This is a genomic window from Brachybacterium nesterenkovii (assembly GCF_900163655.1).
Taxonomy (GTDB): domain Bacteria; phylum Actinomycetota; class Actinomycetes; order Actinomycetales; family Dermabacteraceae; genus Brachybacterium; species Brachybacterium nesterenkovii.
The window spans coordinates 123,497-144,121 of the sequence record NZ_FWFG01000048.1 but is presented as its reverse complement, the minus strand read 5'-3'; the positions used below and the strand labels follow the sequence as shown (position 1 = coordinate 144,121).

Genomic DNA, 20,625 nt, shown 5'->3' with positions numbered 1-20,625 from the left:
GAAGACCTCGACCCTCACCCCGACACCGACGCGCCGCCCCAGGTCGCACCACAGCGACACCCTCATCTGTGAAGAGCCGGTAATGACGGGGATCGCGCCGGGCACCGGGCGCCCGAAGGCGGGGTTCATAACCCGTCCACTCGGTCGTCTTCCTCTGCATTCCGAAGCTCAGGCCCAGCTGCTCGGCCTGGTCCTCGAGATACCCGACCAGCTCGATCAGATCGGGCCGGACCCCGCCTTCCCTGAGCGCGGCGAAGCGACTCTCGCGATCGCGTTCAGTCCGGCTGGACTCCGCGATCTTTCGCGTCCCGTCGCGGGCGGTGACTGCCGAGCTGGTGACGGCGGAGAGCAGCGCACCCGTGTCGAGCTTCCCGCCAGGGGTGGAGAACGCGGTGCGCAGGTGCTTGAGGAAGTCCTCGAGCATGTCGACGTCCTCGGCTGGCACCTCCGGGAACTGCGTGTAGCGGACAGCGGCTGCTTCGGTGGTGCCTGCGTCGGGAAGCGGCTCGCAGTTGAGTCCCCGATAGTGGTGTAGCGCGGTGGCCCGTCGTCCCGGACAGGGACGCGGCCACCGTGTGATCCTTCGAGAAAGCTCTCTACTTCTCACTCGAACGGAGTCATCACGATGACCGCTCCTCACATTGTCGACCCTCACGGCCTTCTCAGTCACGCTCTCGGCGAGGCGTCGCCGGATCTGATGCGTGATCTGCTGCAGAACACGATCAACATGCTGCTGTCCGCGGACGCCGACCTCGTCGCCGGCGCGGAATACGGCCGGCCCAGCGAGACCCGGACGGCCCAGCGCAACGGCTACCGTCACCGCGAGCTCGATACCCGCGTCGGCACGCTCGACGTGGCCGTGCCCAAACTCCGCACCGGCACCTACTTCCCGCACTGGCTGCTGGAGCGGCGCAAGCGCGCCGAAGCCGCTTTGATCACCGTGGTCGCCGACTGCTACCTCGCCGGCGTCTCCACCCGCCGCATGGCTCCCCGGATGCACGCTTCGCGCACATCGCATCCGGGGCCCCAGCTCGTCAAGACCCTCGGTATCGATGGCCTGTCCCGCTCCCAGGTCTCCCGGATGGCCAGCGAGCTCGATGAGCAGGTCAAGACCTTCCGTCACCGCCCGCTGGGCGAGGCCGGACCGTTCACGTTCGTCGCTGCGGACGCATTGACGATGAAGGTCCGTGAGGGCGGACGCGTGATAAACGCGGTCGTGCTGGTCGCGACCGGGGTGAACAACGATGGGCACCGCGAGTGCCTCGGGATGCAGGTCGCGACCAGCGAGACCGAAGCAGCGTGGAACACGTTCTTCGCCGACCTCGTCGCCCGCGGCCTGACCGGGGTGCGCCTGGTGACCTCCGATGCTCACCGGGGCTTGGTCGAGGCGATCGCGGCGAACCTGCCCGGCACGGCCTGGCAGCGATGCCGCACCCACTACGCCGCGAACCTCCTGGCCGTGACGCCCAAGACCATGTGGCCGGCGGTGAAGGCGATGCTGCACAGCGTCTATGACCAGCCCGACGCACAAGCGGTCGACGCGCAGTTCGACCGGCTGCTGGGACAGACCAGCGAGCGTCTGCCCGAGGTCGCTGACCACCTCGCCGCCGCGAGAGAAGTCCTGCTGGCGTTCACCGCGTTCCCCAAGGAGATCTGGCGCCAGATCTGGTCGAACAATCCCCAAGAGCGACTCAACCGCGAGATCCGCCGCCGCACCGACGCCGTCTCGATCTTCCCGACCCGCGGCGCGATCACCCGCCTCGTCGGCGCGGTCCTGGCCGAGCAGACCGATGAATGGCTCGAAGGACGCCGCTATCTCGGCCTCGACGTCCTCCGCCGCTCCCAGCTCCACCTCGTCGCCACCCCGACCGATACCAAAGAGGTGACTACCCCCGGCCACACAACCCCAGCCCTGACCGCCTGAAACACCGAAACCGAAGGATCCGACCGCTACACCACTTCCAGGGACTTGACCGCGCTCGCTCGGTCTCTGGAGTGATGCGCTGGGGCACCCTGAGCATTCCTTCGAGAACCTCGGATTGGCGGTCTGCGGCCTCGTCGTCCAGTGACGAGGCGGCCCGGGCGAAGGCCTTGTACACGGAGGCGTAGCGGGTCTGCATGCAGAGCATCGCGAACAGCTGGGTCTCTCGCCGCTCGTCGAGCTGCGCGTCCTTGTTCTGGAGCTGGATCAGGGAGAGCAGCTGCAGGGTGTTGAACAGGGGCTTGATGGAGCGGGGGTTGCTGCCGACGGAGGAGAGCGCGAGATCGACCCGCAGCGCGCCGTCCGGCGAGTCCGGGATCCCCGTGAGCCGCTGGAGGTAGGCGAGGGTGTCGTACGAGCCGGTCGGGAGGTTGAACGGGATCTGGATGATCTTGTCGAAGAACGACTGGGCGCGCTCGTCGGTGATGTCGTCGCCGTACTTCTCCCGCACCCCCAGCTTCACGATCTTGAAGTCGATCGCGAGGACGAAGATGCAGTTCTCGACGTCGAGCAGCACCTTGATGGCCTCCATCACCTCCACGGCGCGGGCGGGCTCGAGCCGGTCGAGGTCGTCGACGAAAATCACGAAGCGCCTGCCCGTGTCCCTGATCGCGGAGGCGAAGCTCTCGCACAGCTCGGCCAGCAGGGTGACGTCGGCCGCGGGGTTCTCGAGACCGCCGTCGGTCTGCTCGAGCCCGTCCCAGAGGTCCTTCCCGTTCTCGACGAGATCGACCACGGCGCCGTAGCCCGCGAGGCGGGTCGCCCCCTTCGCGGCGCCGACCGAGGCGGCGACGAGGAACTGCTGCGCCTGCGTGATGAAGCGGCGCCGCTTCTCCCGGGCCTGCACGGTCTGCGCGGACTCCACCTGCGCGACCTTGCGGCAGATCTCCCACAGCAGCGCCCCCGCGGTCTGGGTCCCGGCGCCGAGCTGGGCGTACTGCCAGGTGTTGAACCAGATGATCTCCGGCCTCTTGTCGGGATCCTGCGCGGCGAGCCGCTCGCCGACGATCTTCATCGCACTCGTCTTGCCGGTGCCCCAGTCGCCCTGGACGGCCACCGTCATCGGAGTCTGGCACTGGGTGAGGAACTCCGAGAGCCCGCTCATGTAGTGCCCGATGCCGAGCTGGTCCTCGGTCGCGGGGAGATCGTTCAGGCCTGCGCGGAGCTCGGGGCGGGGCGGCATGGGGGTCCTCTCGGTGGTCGGGCCGGTCGGCCGCCCGTCCCCGCGACGGGAACGGGCGCTCCGACCACCGTAGGCACCGAGCGGGGCGTCCTCCCCGTCCGGACGGCGCCGGTCAGCCTTCCCGGACGACCCCGAACACCGTCGCGCGCACCCCGTTGGAGAAGACGCGGTCCTCGAGGACGCGCAGCGGCGGCAGGCCCGGGCCCTCGGCGGGGAACAGGCGCTCGCCCGCCCCGAGCACGACGGGGAACGTCAGCAGGTGGTAGCGGTCGACGAGACCGGCCTCGGCGAGGGACCGGGCCAGCTCGCCCGAGCCGTGGACGATGATCGGCCCTCCCTCGGTCTCCGTCAGCGCCCGCACCGCGTCGATCGATGCGAGGCGATGGCAGTCGCCCCATGGGTTCACCGCGACCTCGGCGTCGCTGAGCGTAGTCGAGACGACGTACTTGGGCAGGGCGTTGTAGTGCGCGAACTGGTCGTCCATCGACGGCCACACGGGCGCGAACTCCTCGAAGGTGCGCCGACCCAGCAGCAGGGCGGTGGACTCCATCTGCTCGCGGCCCTAGAGCTCGTAGGCCTCGGGCACGAACTCGACCTCCTGGAAGGTCCAGCCGGCGCGGGGGGTGGTCGCCGCCGCCGGGAGCCTCCATGACGCCGTCGAGCGTCAGCATCTCGGTCACGATGATCGGTCGGGTCTCGGTCATGGCTCCTCCTGGAGTCCGGGGCAGGCTGATGGGCCGCGCTCCGGCTCAGGACAGGGCGAGCCCGGACGACTACCCTCTCCCCATGGGACGAGTGACCGATGCGCGACGCATCACGACGGTGCGGGTCCGGGACGGGCGCCTGTTCTCGGGCCGCAAGGGCGATCACGTGGCCGTCGAGGAGCCCCTGGACATCCGCGTCAACGGGCAGGCGCTGTCGATGACGATGCGCACCCCCGGCCACGATGTCGAGCTGGTCCACGGCCTCCTCCACGCCGAGGGCCTCATCGCCTCCCGCGAGGACGTCTGCGAGGCCCGCTACTGCGACGGCGCCGTCGTCACGGGGGAGGAGGGCCTGCCCGAGAACACGTACAACGTCATGGATGTGGCCACCCGCACCCTGCCGATCGCTCCGATCGTCGCCCGCACCTTCGTCACCAGCTCCGCCTGCGGGGTGTGCGGGACCGCGAGCATCGACGCGGTGCGCACCAAGGGGCGCTACACCCTCGACGCCGACTGGACGATCGCCCCGCAGGGGCTCTTCGACGTGCAGCAGCGCTTCGACGAGGGTCAGGCCGTGTTCCAGCGCACGGGCGGCATCCACGGCGCCGCGCTCGTGCGGCGCGACGGCGAGATCCTCGTCCAGCGCGAGGACGTCGGGCGCCACAACGCGGTCGACAAGGTGATCGGCTGGGCGCTGCAGCAGGACCTCCTGCCCGCCGCCGACTGCTTCCTCCTCGTCTCCTCCCGCGCGTCCTTCGAGATTGCCCAGAAGGCGTACATGGCCGGGATCCCGATGCTGGTGTGCGTCTCCGCGGCCAGCTCGCTGGCCGTCGAGACCGCCGAGACCGTCGGCATGACCCTCATCGGCTTCCTGCGCGGTCAGGCCGACGGCGACGGCCGGATGAACGTGTACACCTCGCCCGAGCGCCTGGACCTGTCCGCGGTGGAGGGCTGACCGCCGCCGATAGCCGTCGCGACATGGCCCCGATCGCCCGCACCCTGCCCGCCGACACCACCAGCAGCACCCGATGATCGATCTGCACGCCGCCGTCGCCGACCTCCGTACCTGGCAGGAGGCCCTCTACCAGGACCTCCACCGCCACCCCGAGCTGTCGCTGCAGGAGCATGCGACGGCCGAGCGCATCGAGACCGAGCTGCGGGAGCTGGGCCTGACTACCGAGCGGATCGGCGGCACCGGCGTGGTCGCGGTCATCGAGAACGGCGACGGGCCCACCGTCCTCGAGCGGGCCGACATCGACGGCCTGCCCGTCACCGAGGCCTCCGGCCTGCCCTATGCCTCCGAGGAGCCCGGGCGCATGCACGCCTGCGGCCACGACGTGCACATCTCCACGCTGCTGGGCGCGGTCCGCGTCCTCACCGCCCACCGCGACGCCTGGCACGGCACCTTCATCGCCCTGTTCCAGCCCGCCGAGGAGACCGCCCAGGGCGCCCGGGCGATGGTCGCCGACGGCCTCGTCGACCGGATCCCGCGGCCCGACGTCGCGCTGGCCCAGCACGTGATGCCCGGGGCCGCCGGCCGCATCGGCACCCTCGCCGGGCCGCTGCTGTGCCAGGGCGACTCGCTGCGGGTGACGATCCACGGGCGCGGCGCCCACGGCTCGATGCCCCACTCCGCGCAGGACCCCGTGGTCGTCGCCAGCGCGATCGTGCTGCGCCTGCAGACGATCGTGGCCCGCGAGCTCAGGCCCGGCACCTTCGGCGTCGTCACCGTCGGCGCCCTGAACGCGGGCACGAAGTCGAACATCATCCCCGCGACCGCCGAGCTGCTGCTGAACGTGCGCACCTACGACCCCGCGGTGCGCGAGCACGTGCTCGCGGCGATCCGCCGCATCGTCGACGGCGAGTGCGCCGCCGCCGGCATCGAGACGCCCGCGGACATCGAGCTGTACGACGCGTTCCCGCTGACGTCGAACGACCCCGAGGTCACCGCGACCGTCACGGGGGCGCTCACCGCGGCCCTCGGGGAGGAGAGCATGGAGGAGGCCGAGCCCACCACCGGCTCGGAGGACTTCTCCTGCATCCCGGACGCCTTCGGCACCCCGTACACGTCCTGGGTGCTCGGCGGCTTCGACCCGGAGGCCTACGACCGGGCGGTCGAGCGCGGCACGGTCGCCCAGGACATCCCGGCCAACCATGCGCTGAACTACACGCCCGTCATGCAGCCCACGCTCAGCGCGGGCACCACGGCGCTGGTCGCGGCGGCGCTCGCGTACATGGGGAGCTGACCGCGGTCCGCGCGTCAATCCAGCCCGAGCGCGCCCGCGGCAGTGACCTCGTCGACGACCAGATCGGTGGCCGTCCCCGCCAGGAGCGCCGCGCGCAGGGGCACCGCCTTGCGCGTGCCGGCGGCGATGAGCAGGCGGCGCGGGATCCGCTGCAGACGGGCGGGATCCGGGCCCGAGCCGCGCCCGTTCATGTCGATCCCGTCCCAGCTGCCGTCGGCGCGCAGGAAGACGGTGCACACGTCCCCGACCGCCCCGTCGGCCAGCAGCGCCGTGCGGTCCGCCTCGGTGAGGTAGCCGCCGGTCTGCACCTGGCTGGGGACCTCCGCGTCGAAGGCGCCCACGCCGAACACCGCCAGCGTGCACTGGCGCTGGGCCTCCAGGACCCGCTGCACCGAGCGCTCGCGCAGCATCGCCTCGCGCGTGGAGGCGACGTCGAAGAAGGCGGGGACGGGGAACTGCATGACGGAGGCGTCCCACACCTCCGCGGCCCGCGCGAGCACGGTGGAGACGTACGCCAGGCCGGTGCCCTCGAGCGAGATGGCGCCGTTGAGCTGGACGAGCCGCAGCCCCGGAGTGGGGCGGGGGCGGAGGCGGGAGACGACGGCCGCGATCGTCGTGCCCCAGGCCAGGCCCACGCTCATATCGGGGCGGAGCATCCCTGCGAGCTCCTCGGCGGCCGCTTCGGCCACCGCCCCGAGGCGGTCGATATCGCTGTCTCTGCCGCCGTTGTCGGCCGGGACCACGCGCGCCCGGACATCGAAGCGCCGCTCGAGGCGCTCGCGCAGCTTCTCTGCCCGGTGCGCGCCCGGGGGGTGCAGGGAGATCCGCACGAGGCCGTCGGCCCGCGCGTCGCGCAGGAGACGCGAGACGGTGGAGCGGGAGACGCCGAGGGCGGCGGCGATCGCCTCCATCGTCAGCGCCTCGTCGTAGTACATCCGTGCAGCTGCGAAGGCGGCGTGTTGCCGAGCGTCCGTGCCCATGACGGCCAGTGTTGCACGTTCGTGCAGCCACCTTGCGTCAACGCGCACATCGGGTCACGATGGGGCCGACGTCGACGGGGACCTTCGTCCCGGGTCAGGTCCCGGCCCTGCGGGACCACGCCCTGCGGTCCCGGTCGACGACGCCCCCACCTGTGAAGGAGCACCCCGTGCCGATCGTCGCCCGCGCGAACCTCAGCCCCGCCTCCCGCGAGGAGCACCTCGCCCGCCTCGAGTCCGCGACGCTCGAGTACCCCCTCGACGTCCTCGTCATCGGCGGTGGCGCGACCGGTGCCGGAGCGGCCTTCGACGCCGCCTCCCGCGGCCTCGACGTGGGGCTCGTCGAGGCGGGCGACCTCGCCTCGGGCACCTCCTCGCGGTCCTCGAAGCTCATTCACGGCGGCCTCCGCTACCTCCAGATGCTGGACTTCACGCTCGTCGCCGAGGCGCTGCGCGAGCGCGACCTGCTGCTCACGCGCACCGCGCCGCACCTGGTCCGCCCCGTCTCCTTCGTCTTCCCGTTCGCGCGCAAGGTCATCGACCGGGTCTTCATCGGCTCCGGCGTGGCCCTCTACGACACGCTGCAGTCGCTCGGCCGCCGCCGCGCCGTCCCGCTGCACCGCCACCTGCTGCACGACAAGCTGATGACGGTCTTCCCCGCCCTCGACGGCTCGAAGCTCGCCGGCGCCGTCGAGTACCACGACGCCCAGGTCGACGACGCCCGTCTGGTCATGATGCTCGCCCGCTCCGCCGCCCTCCACGACGCCGCGATCGCCACCTACACCCGCGTCATCGACTACGTCCGCGAGGACGGCCGCGTGATCGGCGTGAAGGCGCGCGACGAGGAGACCGGCCACGAGTTCGTGATCCACGCGCGCGAGATCATCCTCGCCACCGGCGTCTGGACCCAGGAGCAGCAGGAGATCGCCGAGGCCGAGACCGGACTGCGGGTGCTCGCCTCCAAGGGCATCCACATCACGGTGCCTAAGGACCGCATCCCGGCCAAGGCCGCGACCGGCATCATCACGCAGACCGAGAAGTCAGTGCTGTTCCTCATCCCGAGCGACGAGTACTGGATCATCGGCACCACCGACACGCCGTGGACCGAGGATGTCGCGCACCCCGCCGCGACCGCCGCCGACATCGAGTACGTGCTCGATCATGCCAACGAGATCCTCGCCAGCGACCTCACCCGGGAGGATGTCATCGGCGTCTACGCCGGTCTGCGGCCGCTCCTGCAGCCCGTCAGCAAGGGCGAGAAGGCCGCGAGTGCGTCCACCAAGGTCTCCCGCGAGCATACGGTCATGACCATCGAGCCGGGGCTCACCGCGGTCGCCGGCGGCAAGCTCACCACGTACCGCGTGATGGCCGAGGATGTCGTCGACCACGCGATCCGCGACTCCTTCCCCGACCGCCCCAGCCTCACCGCCTCCCTGCCGATCGTCGGCGCCCAGGGGTACCGCGAGCTCACGGCGCAGCGAAGCGAGATCGCCCGCATCCGCGAGTACGATCTCGTGCGCGTGGACCGCCTGCTGGGCCGCTACGGCGCCCTGCTGCCCGAGGTCATGGCGCTCATCGACACCGATCCCTCGCTGGGTGAGCCCCTCGAGGGCGATGAGCGCTACCTGCGCGCCGAGGTCGTCTACGCGGTGCGCGCCGAGGGCGCCCGCCACGTCGCCGACGTCCTCATGCGCCGCACCCGCTCCGATTACGAGGTCGCCGACCGCGGCGCCGGCGCGGCCGCGGAGGTCGCCGCCCTCATGGCCCCCGAGCTCGGCTGGGACGCCGAGCGCGAGGCCCTCGAGGCCGAGACCTACCGGGCCCATATCGCCGCGCGCCTAGCCGGTGAGCAGGCGCGCGACGACGCGAGCGCCGCCGCGGCCCTCGCGGATGCGCCGGAGGTGCCCCGACGGGCATGATGGAGACCCCCCGACGGGCATGATGGACCCGTCCGGCGCGCGCCGGACGTCTTCGCGGCCCGGGATGCGATCCCGGTCCGCGTCCCCCGGGGGCGGGTGCAGCGCCCGCCCCCGCCGCACCGGCACCGACGCCGGTCGGCTCCCGGCAGCGACCGGGCATCCCGGGACCGCGACGACGCGGCCCTACCCCAAGGAGACGACAGATGATCGGAACGATCCTCCTGCACGAGATCGTCGGCACGGCGATCCTGCTGCTGCTCGGCGGCGGGTCCGTCGCCAACAACATCCTCGCGAGGACCAAGGGCTTCGGGGGCGGCTGGCTGATGGTGAACTTCGGCTGGGGCCTCGCGGTCTTCGCCGGCGTCTACACCGCCTACAAGACCGGCGGCCACCTCAACCCGGCCGTCACGCTCGGCATAATCGCCCACGGCGCGAGCGAGTTCGCCCCCGGCATCGCCGTGAACGTCGCCAACACCGCGGCCTACCTCGTGGCGCAGCTGATCGGCGCGATGATCGGCGCCTTCCTCTGCTGGATGGTCTACAAGAACCACTTCGACGCCGAGACCGACCCGGGCAAGATCCTGGGCGTGTTCTCGACCGGGCCGGAGATCCGCAACCCGCTGTGGAACCTCATCACGGAGACGATCGCGACCTTCGTGCTCGTCTTCATCGTGCTGGTGTTCGGCCAGACCCCCTCGGGCCTGGGCCCGCTCGCGGTCGCGCTGCTCGTCGTCGTCATCGGCATCTGCCTCGGCGGCCCCACCGGCTACGCGATCAACCCCGCCCGTGACCTCGGCCCCCGCATCATCCACGCGATCCTGCCGATCCCGAACAAGGGCGGCTCCGACTGGGGCTACGCGTGGGTCCCGATCGTCGGCCCGATCCTCGGCGGCGTCATCGCCGGCGTCGCCGCGAGCCTGTACATCTGATCCGCGCAGCGGGACGTGCGCCGAGCGCGCACGGCCCGCTCGCACACCCGCCCCCGGAGAACTCGCACATCCGCCCCGCGCTCTCCGCCCCCGGAGCCGCGCCACCGGCCACGACGGCCGCGTCACCACCACCGCAACGAAGGAGTTCCGATGAACGAAGAGCCGAAGTACATCCTCGCGATCGACCAGGGCACCACGTCCACCCGCGCCATCGTCTTCGACCACGCCGGGCAGATCGTCGCCACCGGCCAGCGCGAGCACGAGCAGATCTTCCCCCGGGCCGGCTGGGTCGAGCACGACCCGCTGGAGATCTGGAAGAACACCCGTGCGGTGGTCGGCGACGCCCTCGTCGAGGCCGAGATCAACCGCCACCAGCTCGCCGCGGTCGGCATCACCAACCAGCGCGAGACCGCCGTCGTGTGGGACCGCACCACCGGCAAGCCCGTGTACAACGCGATCGTCTGGCAGGACACTCGCACCCAGCGCATCTGCGACGAGCTCGCGGGCGACGAGGGCGCCGACCGGTACAAGGAGCGCGTGGGCCTGCCGCTCGCGACCTACTTCTCCGGTCCGAAGGTGGCGTGGATCCTCGACAACGTCGAGGGCGCGCGTGAGAAGGCCGAGAAGGGCGACCTGCTGTTCGGCAACACCGACGCCTGGCTCGTGTGGAACATGACTGGCGGCGTCAAGGGCGGCATCCACGTCACCGACGTCACCAACGCCTCCCGCACGATGCTCATGAACATCGACACCCTCGACTGGAACGCCGACATCGCCGCCGACATGGGCATCCCGCTGTCGATGCTCCCGGAGATCCGGTCCTCCTCCGAGGTCTACGGGGTGGGCCGCAAGAAGGGCCTGCTCATCGACACCCCGATCGCCGGCATCCTCGGCGACCAGCAGGCCGCGACCTTCGGCCAGGCCTGCTTCGAGGTGGGCCAGGCCAAGAACACCTACGGCACCGGCAACTTCATGCTCATCAACACCGGCGAGGAGGCGGTGCGCTCCGAGAACGGGCTGCTGACCACCGTCGCCTACAAGATCGGCGACAACAAGCCGGTCTACGCGCTCGAGGGCTCCGTCGCCGTGACCGGCTCCCTCGTCCAGTGGGTGCGCGACAACCTGGGCCTGATCGACGACGCCCCGCAGATCGAGGAGCTGGCCACGCAGGTCGACGACAACGGCGGCTGCTTCATCGTCCCCGCGTTCTCGGGCCTGTTCGCCCCGTACTGGAAGTCCGACGCGCGCGGCGCGATCGTCGGCATGACCCGGTACATCACCAAGAACCACATCGCCCGCGCGGCGCTCGAGTCCACCGCCTTCCAGTCCCGCGAGGTGCTGGATGCGATGAACGCCGACTCCGGCGTCGAGCTCACCGAGCTCAAGGTCGATGGCGGCATGGTCAAGAACGAGACCCTCATGCAGTTCCAGGCGGACCTGCTGGGCGTGCCCGTCGTGCGTCCCCAGGTGATCGAGACCACCGCGCTCGGCGCCGCCTACGCCGCCGGCATCGCCGTGGGCTACTGGGACGGCGAGCAGGACGTGATCGACAACTGGGCCGAGGACAAGCGCTGGGAGCCGTCGATGGACTCCGAGACGCGCGAGCGCTACATGCGGGTGTGGAAGAAGGCCGTGGAGCGCACCTTCGACTGGTACGACGACGACGTCGAGGCGCTGTTCGGCTGAGGAGGCTGATTCGGCGCGGCCGAGGCGGCCCGGCTGTTCTGCTCGGCTGCGTCGGCTGAGCTGATTCGGTCCGCGGGGCAGAACTGGTAGCTATACGTGCGCACGGTGCCTGTGAGGGCATCGTCTGCATGCATGGCTGCCAGTTCTGGCACGGGGTCGGTGTCGGGGGCAGGAAGCCAGGCTGCCCGGCGGGGAGCCTCAGCCCAGGCGCTGGCGGGGCTTCCTGAGCGCCACCGCGTAGACCGCGCCCAGCAGCACCAGCCACACCACGCCCACCACGAGGGCGATCCGGGTCTCGGGGAACACGGCCAGCAGGGCGATCACCGCGATGATGAACGCGAGCGCCGCCCACGACGCCACCGGCCACAGCGGCACCGGGAAGCGGTCCGCGCGCACCCCGTCGCGCACCATGCGCCGGCGCATCGCCAGGTGGGACAGCAGGATCATCAGCCACACCCACACCGTCGCGAACGTCGCGAGCGAGGCGATGATCTCGAACGCGTTCTCGGGCACCACGGCGTTGAGCACCACGCCGACGACGAGCGCCGCGATCATCACCAGGACGCTGGCCCACGGCACGCCCGCGCGGGACACCGAGGTGAACACGCGCGGCGCCTGCCCGGACTCGGCCAGGGCGTACAGCATGCGGCCCGAGCCGAAGGTGTCGGCGTTGATCGAGGAGATCGCCGCGGTCACCACGACGGCGTTGAGGATGTGCGGCGCGTACGGCACGCCCAGGGCCTCGAAGATCTGCACGAACGGGCTGGCCTCTCCGTCGATCTGCGTCCACGGCACGAGCGACATGATCACGCCGAGCGCGAGCACGTAGAACAGCAGGATCCGCACCGGGACCGTGTTCACGGCCTTCGGGACGGCCCGGTCGGGGTCCTCCGCCTCGCCCGCGGTGATGCCGATCGTCTCCACGCCCCCGAAGGCGAACACCACGAGCGTGAGCGCGGCCAGCAGGCCCATCGGCCCGTTCGGAGCGAAGCCGCCGTGATCGACGAGGTGGGACAGGCCCGGAGCGGTCGAGCCGACGCCCGAGCCGATGGCCAGCAGCGCGACGCCTCCGACGATCATCGCGACGATCGCCGCGACCTTGACCAGGGTGAACCAGAACTCGAGCTCGCCGAACACCTTCACGTGCCGCAGGTTCACCGCGGCGATGATCAGCAGCACGGCCGCCGCCCAGATCCAGCGCGGTGTGTCCGGGAACCACAGGCCCATGTACAGCGTGAGCGCCGTGACGTCCGCGATCGCGACCACCAGCATCTCGAACACGTACGTCCACCCGGTGACGTAGCCGGCGAACGGCCCCAGGAACTCGGTCGCGTACTCGCTGAAGGCGCCGGGGACGGGGATGCGCACGGCCATCTCGCCCATCGCCCGCATCACCATGAACACGGCCGCACCGGCCACGATGTAGACGAGCAGCACGGCGGGTCCCGCGGCCTGGATCGCCGCCGACGATCCGTAGAACAGGCCCGTGCCGATCGCGCTGCCCAGCGCCATGAACTGGATGTGCCGGACCGTCAGGCCGCGGCGGAGGCGCGAGGGGGGAGCGGTCGCGGCATCGGGGAGGGGGGAGGAGGGGCTCATCCCGGAATGGTACGAGGCCGACGGAGCGCGGTGCGCGCAGTCCGCGGCGGGCCCCGTGCCAGGATGGATCCATGGCCGACACCAGCGCCCTGCTGCCCGATCCCGTCTACTTCGCGGGCCTGCCGAAGGTCGTCTGCTCGGGCGCGGTGATCCTGCGCGATGAGACCGGGCGCTTCGTCATCGAGAAGCCCATCTACCGCGACCACTGGCTGCTGCCCGGCGGCGGCGTCGACCCCGGGGAGGACCCGCGCGAGTGCGCCCGACGCGAGGTCGCCGAGGAGCTGGGCCTCGACATCGAGGTGGGCGTGCTCCTGGACATCATGTGGGTGCCGTCCCGGGCGGCGAGCTGCGCGCCGATGGGCGCGCACTTCGTCTTCGACGGCGGCGTGATCCCCGAGGCCGAGCTGCGCGAGCGGATCGTCCTGCAGGCGGAGGAGCTCTCGGACTGGCGGCTCGTCGGCCCCGAGGAGGCGCACCTGCTCAGCGACTGGGGCGCGGAGCGGGTGCGCGGTGCCCTCGCCGTCCTGAAGGGGTGCGCCGGCGCGGACCTGCACACAGCGGGGTGACGCGTCGCCCCGCTGATCGGCCTGCCCTGCCCCTCACGCCTCGAGCGCGGTGCCCGCCTTCTCCGGCAGCGTGAACGCGGCCGCGCCCGCGAGGACGAACCCGCCCGCGAGCACCGCGAACGTGAGCACCTGCCCGCCCGCTCCCATGAGCACGGGCACCAGCAGCGGCGAGATGATCGAGGCGATGCGCCCGAAGCCCGCGGCGGCGCCGGTGCCGGTCGCGCGCAGGGCCGTCGGATAGAGCTCGGGACCGATCGCGTACAGCGCGCCCCAGGCGCCCAGGTTCGCGAACGACAGCGCGCAGCCCGCGGCGATGATCTGCGCCTCGGAGTCCGCGAGCCCGTAGGCGGCGGCCGCGACCGCCGAGCCCGCGAGGAACAGCGTGAGCGTCCAGCGTCGCCCGATGCGCTCGATCAGCCATGCGGAGACGGCGTACCCGGGCACCTGCGCGAGCGTGATGATCAGCGTGAAGGTGAAGGAGCGGGTGAGGTCGAAGCCGCGGTCGATGAGGAGCGATGGGATCCAGATGAACGCCCCGTAGTAGGACAGGTTGATCCCGAACCACACCAGCCACAGCGCGGTGGTGCGTCCGCGCAAGTCCGCGGACCAGATCGAGGTCGGCGCAGCGCTCGACGGACCGGGCGCGGGACGCCCCGCATCGGCGCTCTCATCGGCGTCGGTATCGGTGTCTGCGCCGGCTCCGCCCGCCGCGACCGGCGCCGGAACCCCGGCGGACTCCTCGAAGGAGCGGACCACGGCCTCGGCCTCCGCGTCGCGGCCCGTTCGCTCCAGATGGCGCACGGACTCGGGCATCGACCAGCGGACCACGAGCGACCAGATCGCCGGGATCATGCCGAGCGCGAGCGCCCAGCGCCACCCGTCGGGCCCTCCCGCCGCGACGAAGCGGCCGATCACCGCGGCGAGGATCCAGCCGAGCGCCCAGAAGGCCTCGAGCCACACGACCACCCGGCCCCGGATGCGTCGGGGCGCGAACTCGCTCATCAGCGTCGAGGCGACAGGCAGCTCGGCGCCGAGGCCCAGGCCGACGACGAAGCGCAGCGCGATGAGCATCGCCAGTCCGGTCGCGAGCGCCGAGGCGCCGGTGGCGAGCCCGTAGACGAGCAGGGTGAGGGCGAACACGCTGCGGCGGCCGATCCGGTCGGCCAGGAGCCCGCCGAGCGCGGCGCCGAGCGCCATGCCGACGAACCCGGCCGACGCGATCAGCGAGCCCTGCTCGCGCGTGATGCCCCAGTGGACGCCGAGGGCCGCGATGACGAAGGAGATGAGCCCGACGTCCATCGCGTCGAGCGCCCACCCGATGCCGGAGGCGCCGAGCATGCGTCCGTGGCGGCGGGTGAAGGGAAGACCGTCCAAGCGGTCGGCCCGACTGGGGACGCGGGCGGAGGAGGAGAGTGAGGTCACGGGAACGATCATGGCCGCTCCCGGCCGTGGATGGCACGTATCTCGGCCCCCGCGCGGCGGTTCTTCGTGAATCCGCCCCGCTGGGGTGTGACCTCCGCTACGGTGTGGCGGTCGGGACCTCAGTCCCGATGGCTCGCGTGCGGCGCTGCGCCCGACGGTCCTTCTCCTCGGGATCGTCGAGCCTCGGCCCTCGTCGCCCCGGCGACCACTGATCCGCCGCACCTCGCCTCTCCCCGACCCCCGGAGCCCGATGATGAACTGGGACGTGATCTGGAAGCTGATCGCGCTCGCGATCTACTTCCTCGCGATGCTCGCGATCGGCCTGCACGCGTACAAGAAGACCGACGACGGCGATGACTACATGCTCGGCGGCCGCCGCCTGCACCCCTTCACCGCGGCGCTGTCCGCCGGTGCCGCGGACATGTCCGGCTGGCTGCTCATGGGCCTGCCCGGCGCGCTCTACATGGGCGGGCTCGTCGAGGCGTGGATCGCCGTCGGCCTGACCGTCGGTGCCGCCCTGAACTGGTACTTCGTGGCCCCGCGCCTGCGCCAGTACACGCAGATCGCCCGCAACTCGCTGACCGTGCCGAGCTTCTTCGGCAACCGCCTGTACGACCGCACGCGTCTGCTCCGCATCGCCGCAGGCCTCGTGATCCTGGTGTTCTTCACCTTCTACGTGTCCTCCGGAATGGCCGCCGGCGGCAAGTTCTTCGAGTCCATGTTCGGCGGGAACTACCTCACGGGCATGCTGATCGTCGCGGGCGTGACTGTGGTCTACACCCTCTTCGGCGGCTTCCTCGGCGCCACCTACACCGACGTGGTCCAGGGCCTGATCATGCTCGTCTCCCTCATAGCCGTGCCGGTCGCGGCGATCATGGCGGTCGGCGGTCCCGGTGAGATGCTCGAGTCCGTGCGCCAGGTCAACGCCGACTTCGCCTCGATGACTCGCGGCGCGACCGCCGTCGGCGTCATCTCTTCGCTCGCCTGGGGCCTGGGCTACTTCGGCCAGCCCCACATCATCGTGCGCTTCATGGCGCTGCGCTCCTCCCGCGACGCCCGCTACGGCCTGGGCGTGGGCATCACCTGGATGATCCTGTGCGTCCTCGGCGCGGTCCTCACCGCGATGGCGGGTATGGCGTACTTCCAGCAGAACGGGACGGAGAAGCTCACCGACACCACCAACGGCGAGTCCGTGTTCCTGGACCTGTCCCAGATCCTGTTCCACCCGCTCATCGCCGGGGTCCTGCTGGCCGCGGTGCTCGCGGCGATCATGTCGACCATCTCCTCGCAGCTGGTCGTGACGTCCTCCGCGCTCGTCGAGGATCTCCTGGGCGGCGTCGGCATGGAGATGGGCCCGATCGCGAAGCTGTGGGCGGGGCGGATCGGGGTCCTCGTGGTCTCCGTGATCGCCGGCCTGCTGGCCCTCGACCCGGAGAGCTCGGTCCTGGGTCTCGTCGCCTTCGCCTGGGCGGGGTTCGGCGCCGCCTTCGGTCCGATCGTGATCCTGTCGCTGTACTGGCGTCGCCTCACGGCGATGGGCGCGCTCGCGGGCATGGTCGGCGGTGCCGTCATCTCCTTCTGGTGGGGCAAGGCCCTGCCCGATGAGGACTGGAACCTCTTCGGCGGGGAGCACCTGTACGAGATCGTGCCGGGCTTCCTCGTCTGCCTGATCCTGGCGGTGCTCGTCTCGCTCGTGACGCCGCAGCCCCCGCGCGCGGCGATGGACGAGTACGACGACATGGTCGCCTCGCTCGCCGACGGGCAGACCCCCGTGCACGAGACCGCGAGCGGCATGGACGCCGGTGCCGGGATGGCGACGGGCAGCTCGAGCGCCGTCTGAGGCGCACCTGCCGCACGCTCCCTGCGCTCGATGCATGACGACGATGGGCCCCTGCCGAGGCGATCGGCAGGGGCCCATCGTCGTGCCTCTGGGCGCCGGCCTGCCGCGGGCGCCCGCTGGTGATCGTGCTGGTGCAGGTGCTGGTGCTGGTGCTGGCGCGGGTGCCGGGTGCCGGGTGCCGGGTGCAGGTGTTGGCGCGGGTGCTGGTGCTGGTGCTGGTGCTGGCGCGGGTGCCGGGTGCAGGTGTTGGCGCGGGCGCGGGCGCGGGTGCGGTCCGGGCGCTCAGTCGCCGAGGCGGTACGTCACGACGTCGAGCACGTCGCTGTCGGAGAGCTCGGGCATGTGCGTGCGCAGGGCGTCGAGGAACGGCGGCAGCGCCGGGTAGCCGTCGGCCTGCGCATCGGCGTCGGTGAGCTCGCCGACGCTCGTGCGGCGCACGCACGTGACCTCGACGGGCAGCAGCAGGTCGGCGCCGTCGGCACCCGCGCCCAGGAGCACGATGTCGGCAGGGCCCGTTGCGAAGGGGCCGTCGACGCGGATGGTCTGCAGCTTCGCCCCGGAGCGGATCTGCTCCTCGTAGCGGGCGAGCATCGCAATGCGCTGACGGGGCGATGACGGTGCGGGCGACGATGCGGACGAGGCCGCGGCGGGGGCAGGCCCCGCTGCGGACGAGGCCGCAGCCGGTGCGGGCTCCGCCGTCTGCGGGCCATCCCCGACCGCCGTGCCGGTGGACGTACTGGCGGCCGTGCCGCTGGTGGTGTCCGTCCCGCTGGTGGTGTCCGTCCCGTCGTCCCCGATGAGCGCGTCATCGGGGTGGAAGCTCGGCATGTACGACAGTCCCAGCAGCAGACCCTCGGGGGTCAGCAGGCGTCCGGTGGTCTGGCCCCACGGCTCCACGTGCGCATCGACGAGGATCCGATGGCCGCGCCCGCGCAGCGCCTCGAGGCCTTCTCCCACCTGCTCGGGGGAGGCCATCTCGAGCTCGATCCACGCCTGCGGGACCGGCAGATCGGCAGGCCACTCCGTGCTCCCGAACGTCGCCTCGGCCGCCTGGGCCAGCGGCCACAGCCCGAACACTCTCGCGCCGTCGAGGTCCTGGGCGTGGAAGTAGTCGGGGGCGAGCTCGTCGAAGGGGATGCCGAGGTCCTGCGACCAGAAGCGGTGGGTCGTGCCCGCGTCGGGGCCGATCGGGCCGAAGCCCGCGATGCACTGGATGTCCATGTCGCGAGGGTAGTCCTGCGGGGGAGGGGCGCATCTCTGCCCATCTCTCCGCCGAGTGTCATGCTGCGACTCATCTAGGGCCGAATCTGGCACCCATCGTGACGCTCGGCAGGTGCGGGTGCGGGTGCGGGGCGGTGCTCGGCAGGCGAAGGCGGTGCTCGGCAGGGGCGGGTGCGCGCGTGAGAGCGGGAATGGGTGCGGGTGCGCGAGCAGGAGCTGGAGCGCGGGCGTGCGCGGGTGCTGGAGGCGGGGCCGCCTCAGCGCAGCACGAGCAGCGCCGCGATCACCAGCATCATCACGCCGATCAGCACGTCCAGCACCCGCCACACCGCCGGGCGCGCGAGGTGCGGGGCGAGGGCGCGGGCGCCGAGCCCCAGCAGCGAGAACCACAGGATGCTCCCGGCCATCGCGCCCGCGGCGAACCACCAGCGGCCGACGGGCCCGTGCCCGGACGCGATCGTGCCGAGCATCAGCACGGTGTCGAGATACACGTGCGGGTTCAGGAACGTCAGCGCGAGCGTGGTCAGCGCGACCCCCGACCGGGGCGCGCTCGACGCGGTGCTCGGCGACGGGGCTGCGGAGAAGGGCTGAGATGGGAGGCGCCGCCGGGACCCCGTCGAATCCAGGGCCCGGGGCGCGCTGTCCATCAGCGCGGCGGGCTCAGCCCCGCCGCGCGGCCAGGAGCTTGTCGGCGTGGGGGCCGAGCATCTCGCGGAACGTGCCCTCCTGATCGGTCGGCGCGGGCGTGACCAGGTAGAGCACCGTCCCGAGGAGTGCCCACGCGCCCAGCAGGATGTACTCGGCGGGCCAGACGAGCGACATCGCGACCCCGGGGACCGGGATGACGGTGAACGCGATGACGAGGGTCGCGCCGATCGCGCCGACGGCCGGGAGGAACGCGGGACGCGCACGGTACGTGTACTCGAGGCCCGGGTAGCGGGCGGGCATCCGGTACTTGGCGATGCACACCAGCAGCCAGACGATGCCGAGGAACACGCCGCCGGCGTCGAGGAACCAGACGATGGCGCCCGGACCCAGCAGGCCGAAGGCCACCGTCACGGCGAGCACGAACAGCAGGGCGCGGCGCGGGACGCCGGAGCGCTCGTCGATGCGGGCGAGGCCATGGGGGAGCATGCGGGCGCGCGCGAGGGCGAGGACCACGCGGCTGGACGCCACGAAGAGCCCGATGAAGCTCGTGACCAGGCCGAGCACGGCGATGAGGAAGGCGCCCAGGCCCAGCAGCGGGAAGCCGGCGGCGGTGAACGCGTCGATCGTGCCGAGCTCCATGCCCGCGACGTCCTCCCACGGCACGACGTACGCGGTCGCGAGCAGCACGGTCGCGTAGAAGGCCGCGGCGCACGCGACGGTCAGGACGACCGCGCGCCCCACGCGCGCCGGCGGGAGGCTCGACTCCTCGGCGAGCACGGCCACGAGGGAGAAGCCGACGACGTAGGTGATGCCGGGGACCACCATGCGCAGGGTCGAGGTCACGGGCTCCTGCTCGGGCGTCCACAGGGGCAGCAGGTTCGACGGCGATCCGTGGACCAGGGCGGTGCCGGCCAGCGCCAGGCCGATCACGATCATCACGGCGAACAGGACCACCTGGATCTGGGCGCCGAGGGACACGCCCCACCAGTTGAGCGCGAACACGATCGCGGTGAGCACGAGGCCGGCGATCAGCACGGGAGCGGTGACGGCCTCGTCGGCGATCGAGTACAGCGGCATCGCGTCCATGCCGGGGACGTACTTGCCCAGCAGGGTGCCGAAGGCGGTCACGTAGAACGCGAGGGAGGAGATGTAGGCGCCGATGTGGAACCAGCCGGTCGCGAAGCCGAACGGGCGGCCCAGCGCGGTGTAGCCCCACACGACCTCCCCGCCGGCGCGCGGGATCGCCGAGGTCAGCTCCCCGTAGGCGAGGGCCACGCAGGCCGCGAGCGCCGCGCCGATGAGCAGGCCGATGATCATGCCGCCCGCGCCGAGGTCCGCGAAGAAGGTCGACGACGTGTAGATCCAGGACGACCCGACCACGCCCGCGACGCCGAGGGCGATGAGGGAGGTCATGCCGAGGGACTTCTTGAGCTCCGCCATGGAGATGGTCCTTCCGGGAGGGGATCGCCCCATCATGCGCGGCGGGTCCGACGAACCGCGACAGCGCGGGCGCGTCGTCGGACAGGAGAGGCGGGAGCCGGGGCGCGTTGTCCGATCGAGAGCAGGAGCCGGGAGTGCTCGTCGTCCGATCGGAGGCCGGGGTGCGCGTCGTCGGACGCGATGGGCGGCACAGTCAGGTCCTGTCGTCGGACCGGAGAGGCGGAGGCCGGGGCGCGTCGTCCGATCGAGAGCAGGAGCCGGGAG

Annotated in this window: 17 protein-coding genes; 8 read left to right on the top strand and 9 right to left on the bottom strand. The window is 71.5% G+C overall.

Annotated elements, in window-relative coordinates; translation table 11 throughout:
* A partial coding sequence (locus tag FM110_RS05345; RefSeq protein WP_143276279.1) for a hypothetical protein occupies positions 1-424 on the bottom strand: 424 nt, incomplete at its 3' end.
* 201 nt (positions 425-625) lie between these two features.
* Here FM110_RS05345 and FM110_RS05340 point away from each other — a divergent pair.
* Entirely contained in the window at positions 626-1,924 is a 1,299-nt protein-coding gene (locus FM110_RS05340) for an IS256 family transposase (protein WP_087103333.1), read from the top strand.
* On the opposite strand, the gene FM110_RS05335 is transcribed toward FM110_RS05340, so the two are convergent.
* Positions 1,887-3,164, bottom strand: coding sequence for a KAP family P-loop NTPase fold protein (locus FM110_RS05335; protein ID WP_087103331.1), 1,278 nt, complete (start codon positions 3,162-3,164; stop codon positions 1,887-1,889). The two genes, FM110_RS05340 and FM110_RS05335, sit on opposite strands and share 38 nt — an antisense overlap.
* A gap of 112 nt (positions 3,165-3,276) precedes the next feature.
* A complete protein-coding gene (locus FM110_RS05330) occupies positions 3,277-3,714 on the bottom strand; it encodes a dihydrofolate reductase family protein (protein WP_234991924.1) in 438 nt (145 codons plus the stop codon).
* 236 nt (positions 3,715-3,950) lie between these two features.
* Here FM110_RS05330 and fdhD point away from each other — a divergent pair, with 236 nt between their 5' ends.
* Together fdhD and FM110_RS05320 are read left to right on the top strand one after the other, a co-directional pair.
* Positions 3,951-4,823 (top strand): formate dehydrogenase accessory sulfurtransferase FdhD, encoded by an 873-nt coding sequence (gene fdhD, locus FM110_RS05325; RefSeq protein WP_087103328.1) that lies wholly within the window; start codon positions 3,951-3,953, stop codon positions 4,821-4,823.
* Between the two features lie 73 nt (positions 4,824-4,896).
* Positions 4,897-6,114: an amidohydrolase gene (locus tag FM110_RS05320; protein WP_087103326.1), complete on the top strand. Its 1,218-nt coding sequence runs from the start codon at positions 4,897-4,899 to the stop codon at positions 6,112-6,114.
* Positions 6,115-6,128: 14 nt separating this feature from the next.
* Here FM110_RS05320 and FM110_RS05315 read toward each other — a convergent pair whose 3' ends face one another.
* Entirely contained in the window at positions 6,129-7,094 is a 966-nt protein-coding gene (locus tag FM110_RS05315) for a sugar-binding transcriptional regulator (protein ID WP_234991923.1), read from the bottom strand.
* 167 nt (positions 7,095-7,261) lie between these two features.
* On the opposite strand from FM110_RS05315, the gene FM110_RS05310 reads away from it, so the two are divergent.
* From FM110_RS05310 to glpK, 3 genes are all read left to right on the top strand, one after another.
* The gene (locus tag FM110_RS05310; RefSeq protein WP_234991922.1) at positions 7,262-9,010 is read left to right on the top strand and encodes a glycerol-3-phosphate dehydrogenase/oxidase; all 1,749 of its coding nucleotides are present in this window, start codon (positions 7,262-7,264) and stop codon (positions 9,008-9,010) included.
* 206 nt (positions 9,011-9,216) lie between these two features.
* Complete coding sequence (locus FM110_RS05305; protein WP_087103361.1) at positions 9,217-9,939, top strand: MIP/aquaporin family protein; 723 nt, start codon at positions 9,217-9,219, stop codon at positions 9,937-9,939.
* Between the two features lie 150 nt (positions 9,940-10,089).
* Positions 10,090-11,625: a glycerol kinase GlpK gene (gene glpK, locus FM110_RS05300; RefSeq protein WP_087103321.1), complete on the top strand. Its 1,536-nt coding sequence runs from the start codon at positions 10,090-10,092 to the stop codon at positions 11,623-11,625.
* A 198-nt stretch (positions 11,626-11,823) separates the two neighbouring features.
* On the opposite strand, the gene FM110_RS05295 is transcribed toward glpK, so the two are convergent.
* The gene (locus tag FM110_RS05295; RefSeq protein WP_087103319.1) at positions 11,824-13,224 is read right to left on the bottom strand and encodes an amino acid permease; all 1,401 of its coding nucleotides are present in this window, start codon (positions 13,222-13,224) and stop codon (positions 11,824-11,826) included.
* A 71-nt stretch (positions 13,225-13,295) separates the two neighbouring features.
* Between FM110_RS05295 and FM110_RS05290 the strand changes: the two genes are divergently transcribed.
* Positions 13,296-13,790, top strand: a complete 495-nt coding sequence (locus FM110_RS05290; RefSeq protein ID WP_087103317.1) for an NUDIX domain-containing protein — start codon at positions 13,296-13,298, stop codon at positions 13,788-13,790.
* A 33-nt stretch (positions 13,791-13,823) separates the two neighbouring features.
* On the opposite strand, the gene FM110_RS05285 is transcribed toward FM110_RS05290, so the two are convergent.
* Positions 13,824-15,224 carry an MFS transporter gene (locus tag FM110_RS05285; RefSeq protein WP_087103315.1) on the bottom strand — a complete coding sequence of 467 codons (1,401 nt, stop codon included), beginning with the start codon at positions 15,222-15,224 and terminating at the stop codon, positions 13,824-13,826.
* A gap of 241 nt (positions 15,225-15,465) precedes the next feature.
* On the opposite strand from FM110_RS05285, the gene putP reads away from it, so the two are divergent.
* Positions 15,466-17,052 (top strand): sodium/proline symporter PutP, encoded by a 1,587-nt coding sequence (gene putP / locus FM110_RS05280; RefSeq protein ID WP_087103313.1) that lies wholly within the window; start codon positions 15,466-15,468, stop codon positions 17,050-17,052.
* A gap of 282 nt (positions 17,053-17,334) precedes the next feature.
* On the opposite strand, the gene FM110_RS14255 is transcribed toward putP, so the two are convergent.
* The 3 genes from FM110_RS14255 to FM110_RS05255 form a co-directional block, all read right to left on the bottom strand.
* Positions 17,335-18,273, bottom strand: a complete 939-nt coding sequence (locus FM110_RS14255) for an ASCH domain-containing protein (protein WP_200810174.1) — start codon at positions 18,271-18,273, stop codon at positions 17,335-17,337.
* A 257-nt stretch (positions 18,274-18,530) separates the two neighbouring features.
* Positions 18,531-18,920 carry a LysE/ArgO family amino acid transporter gene (locus tag FM110_RS05260; protein ID WP_087103311.1) on the bottom strand — a complete coding sequence of 130 codons (390 nt, stop codon included), beginning with the start codon at positions 18,918-18,920 and terminating at the stop codon, positions 18,531-18,533.
* Between the two features lie 13 nt (positions 18,921-18,933).
* Complete coding sequence (locus FM110_RS05255) at positions 18,934-20,361, bottom strand: APC family permease (RefSeq protein ID WP_087103309.1); 1,428 nt, start codon at positions 20,359-20,361, stop codon at positions 18,934-18,936.
* Positions 20,362-20,625 lie beyond the last annotated feature (264 nt).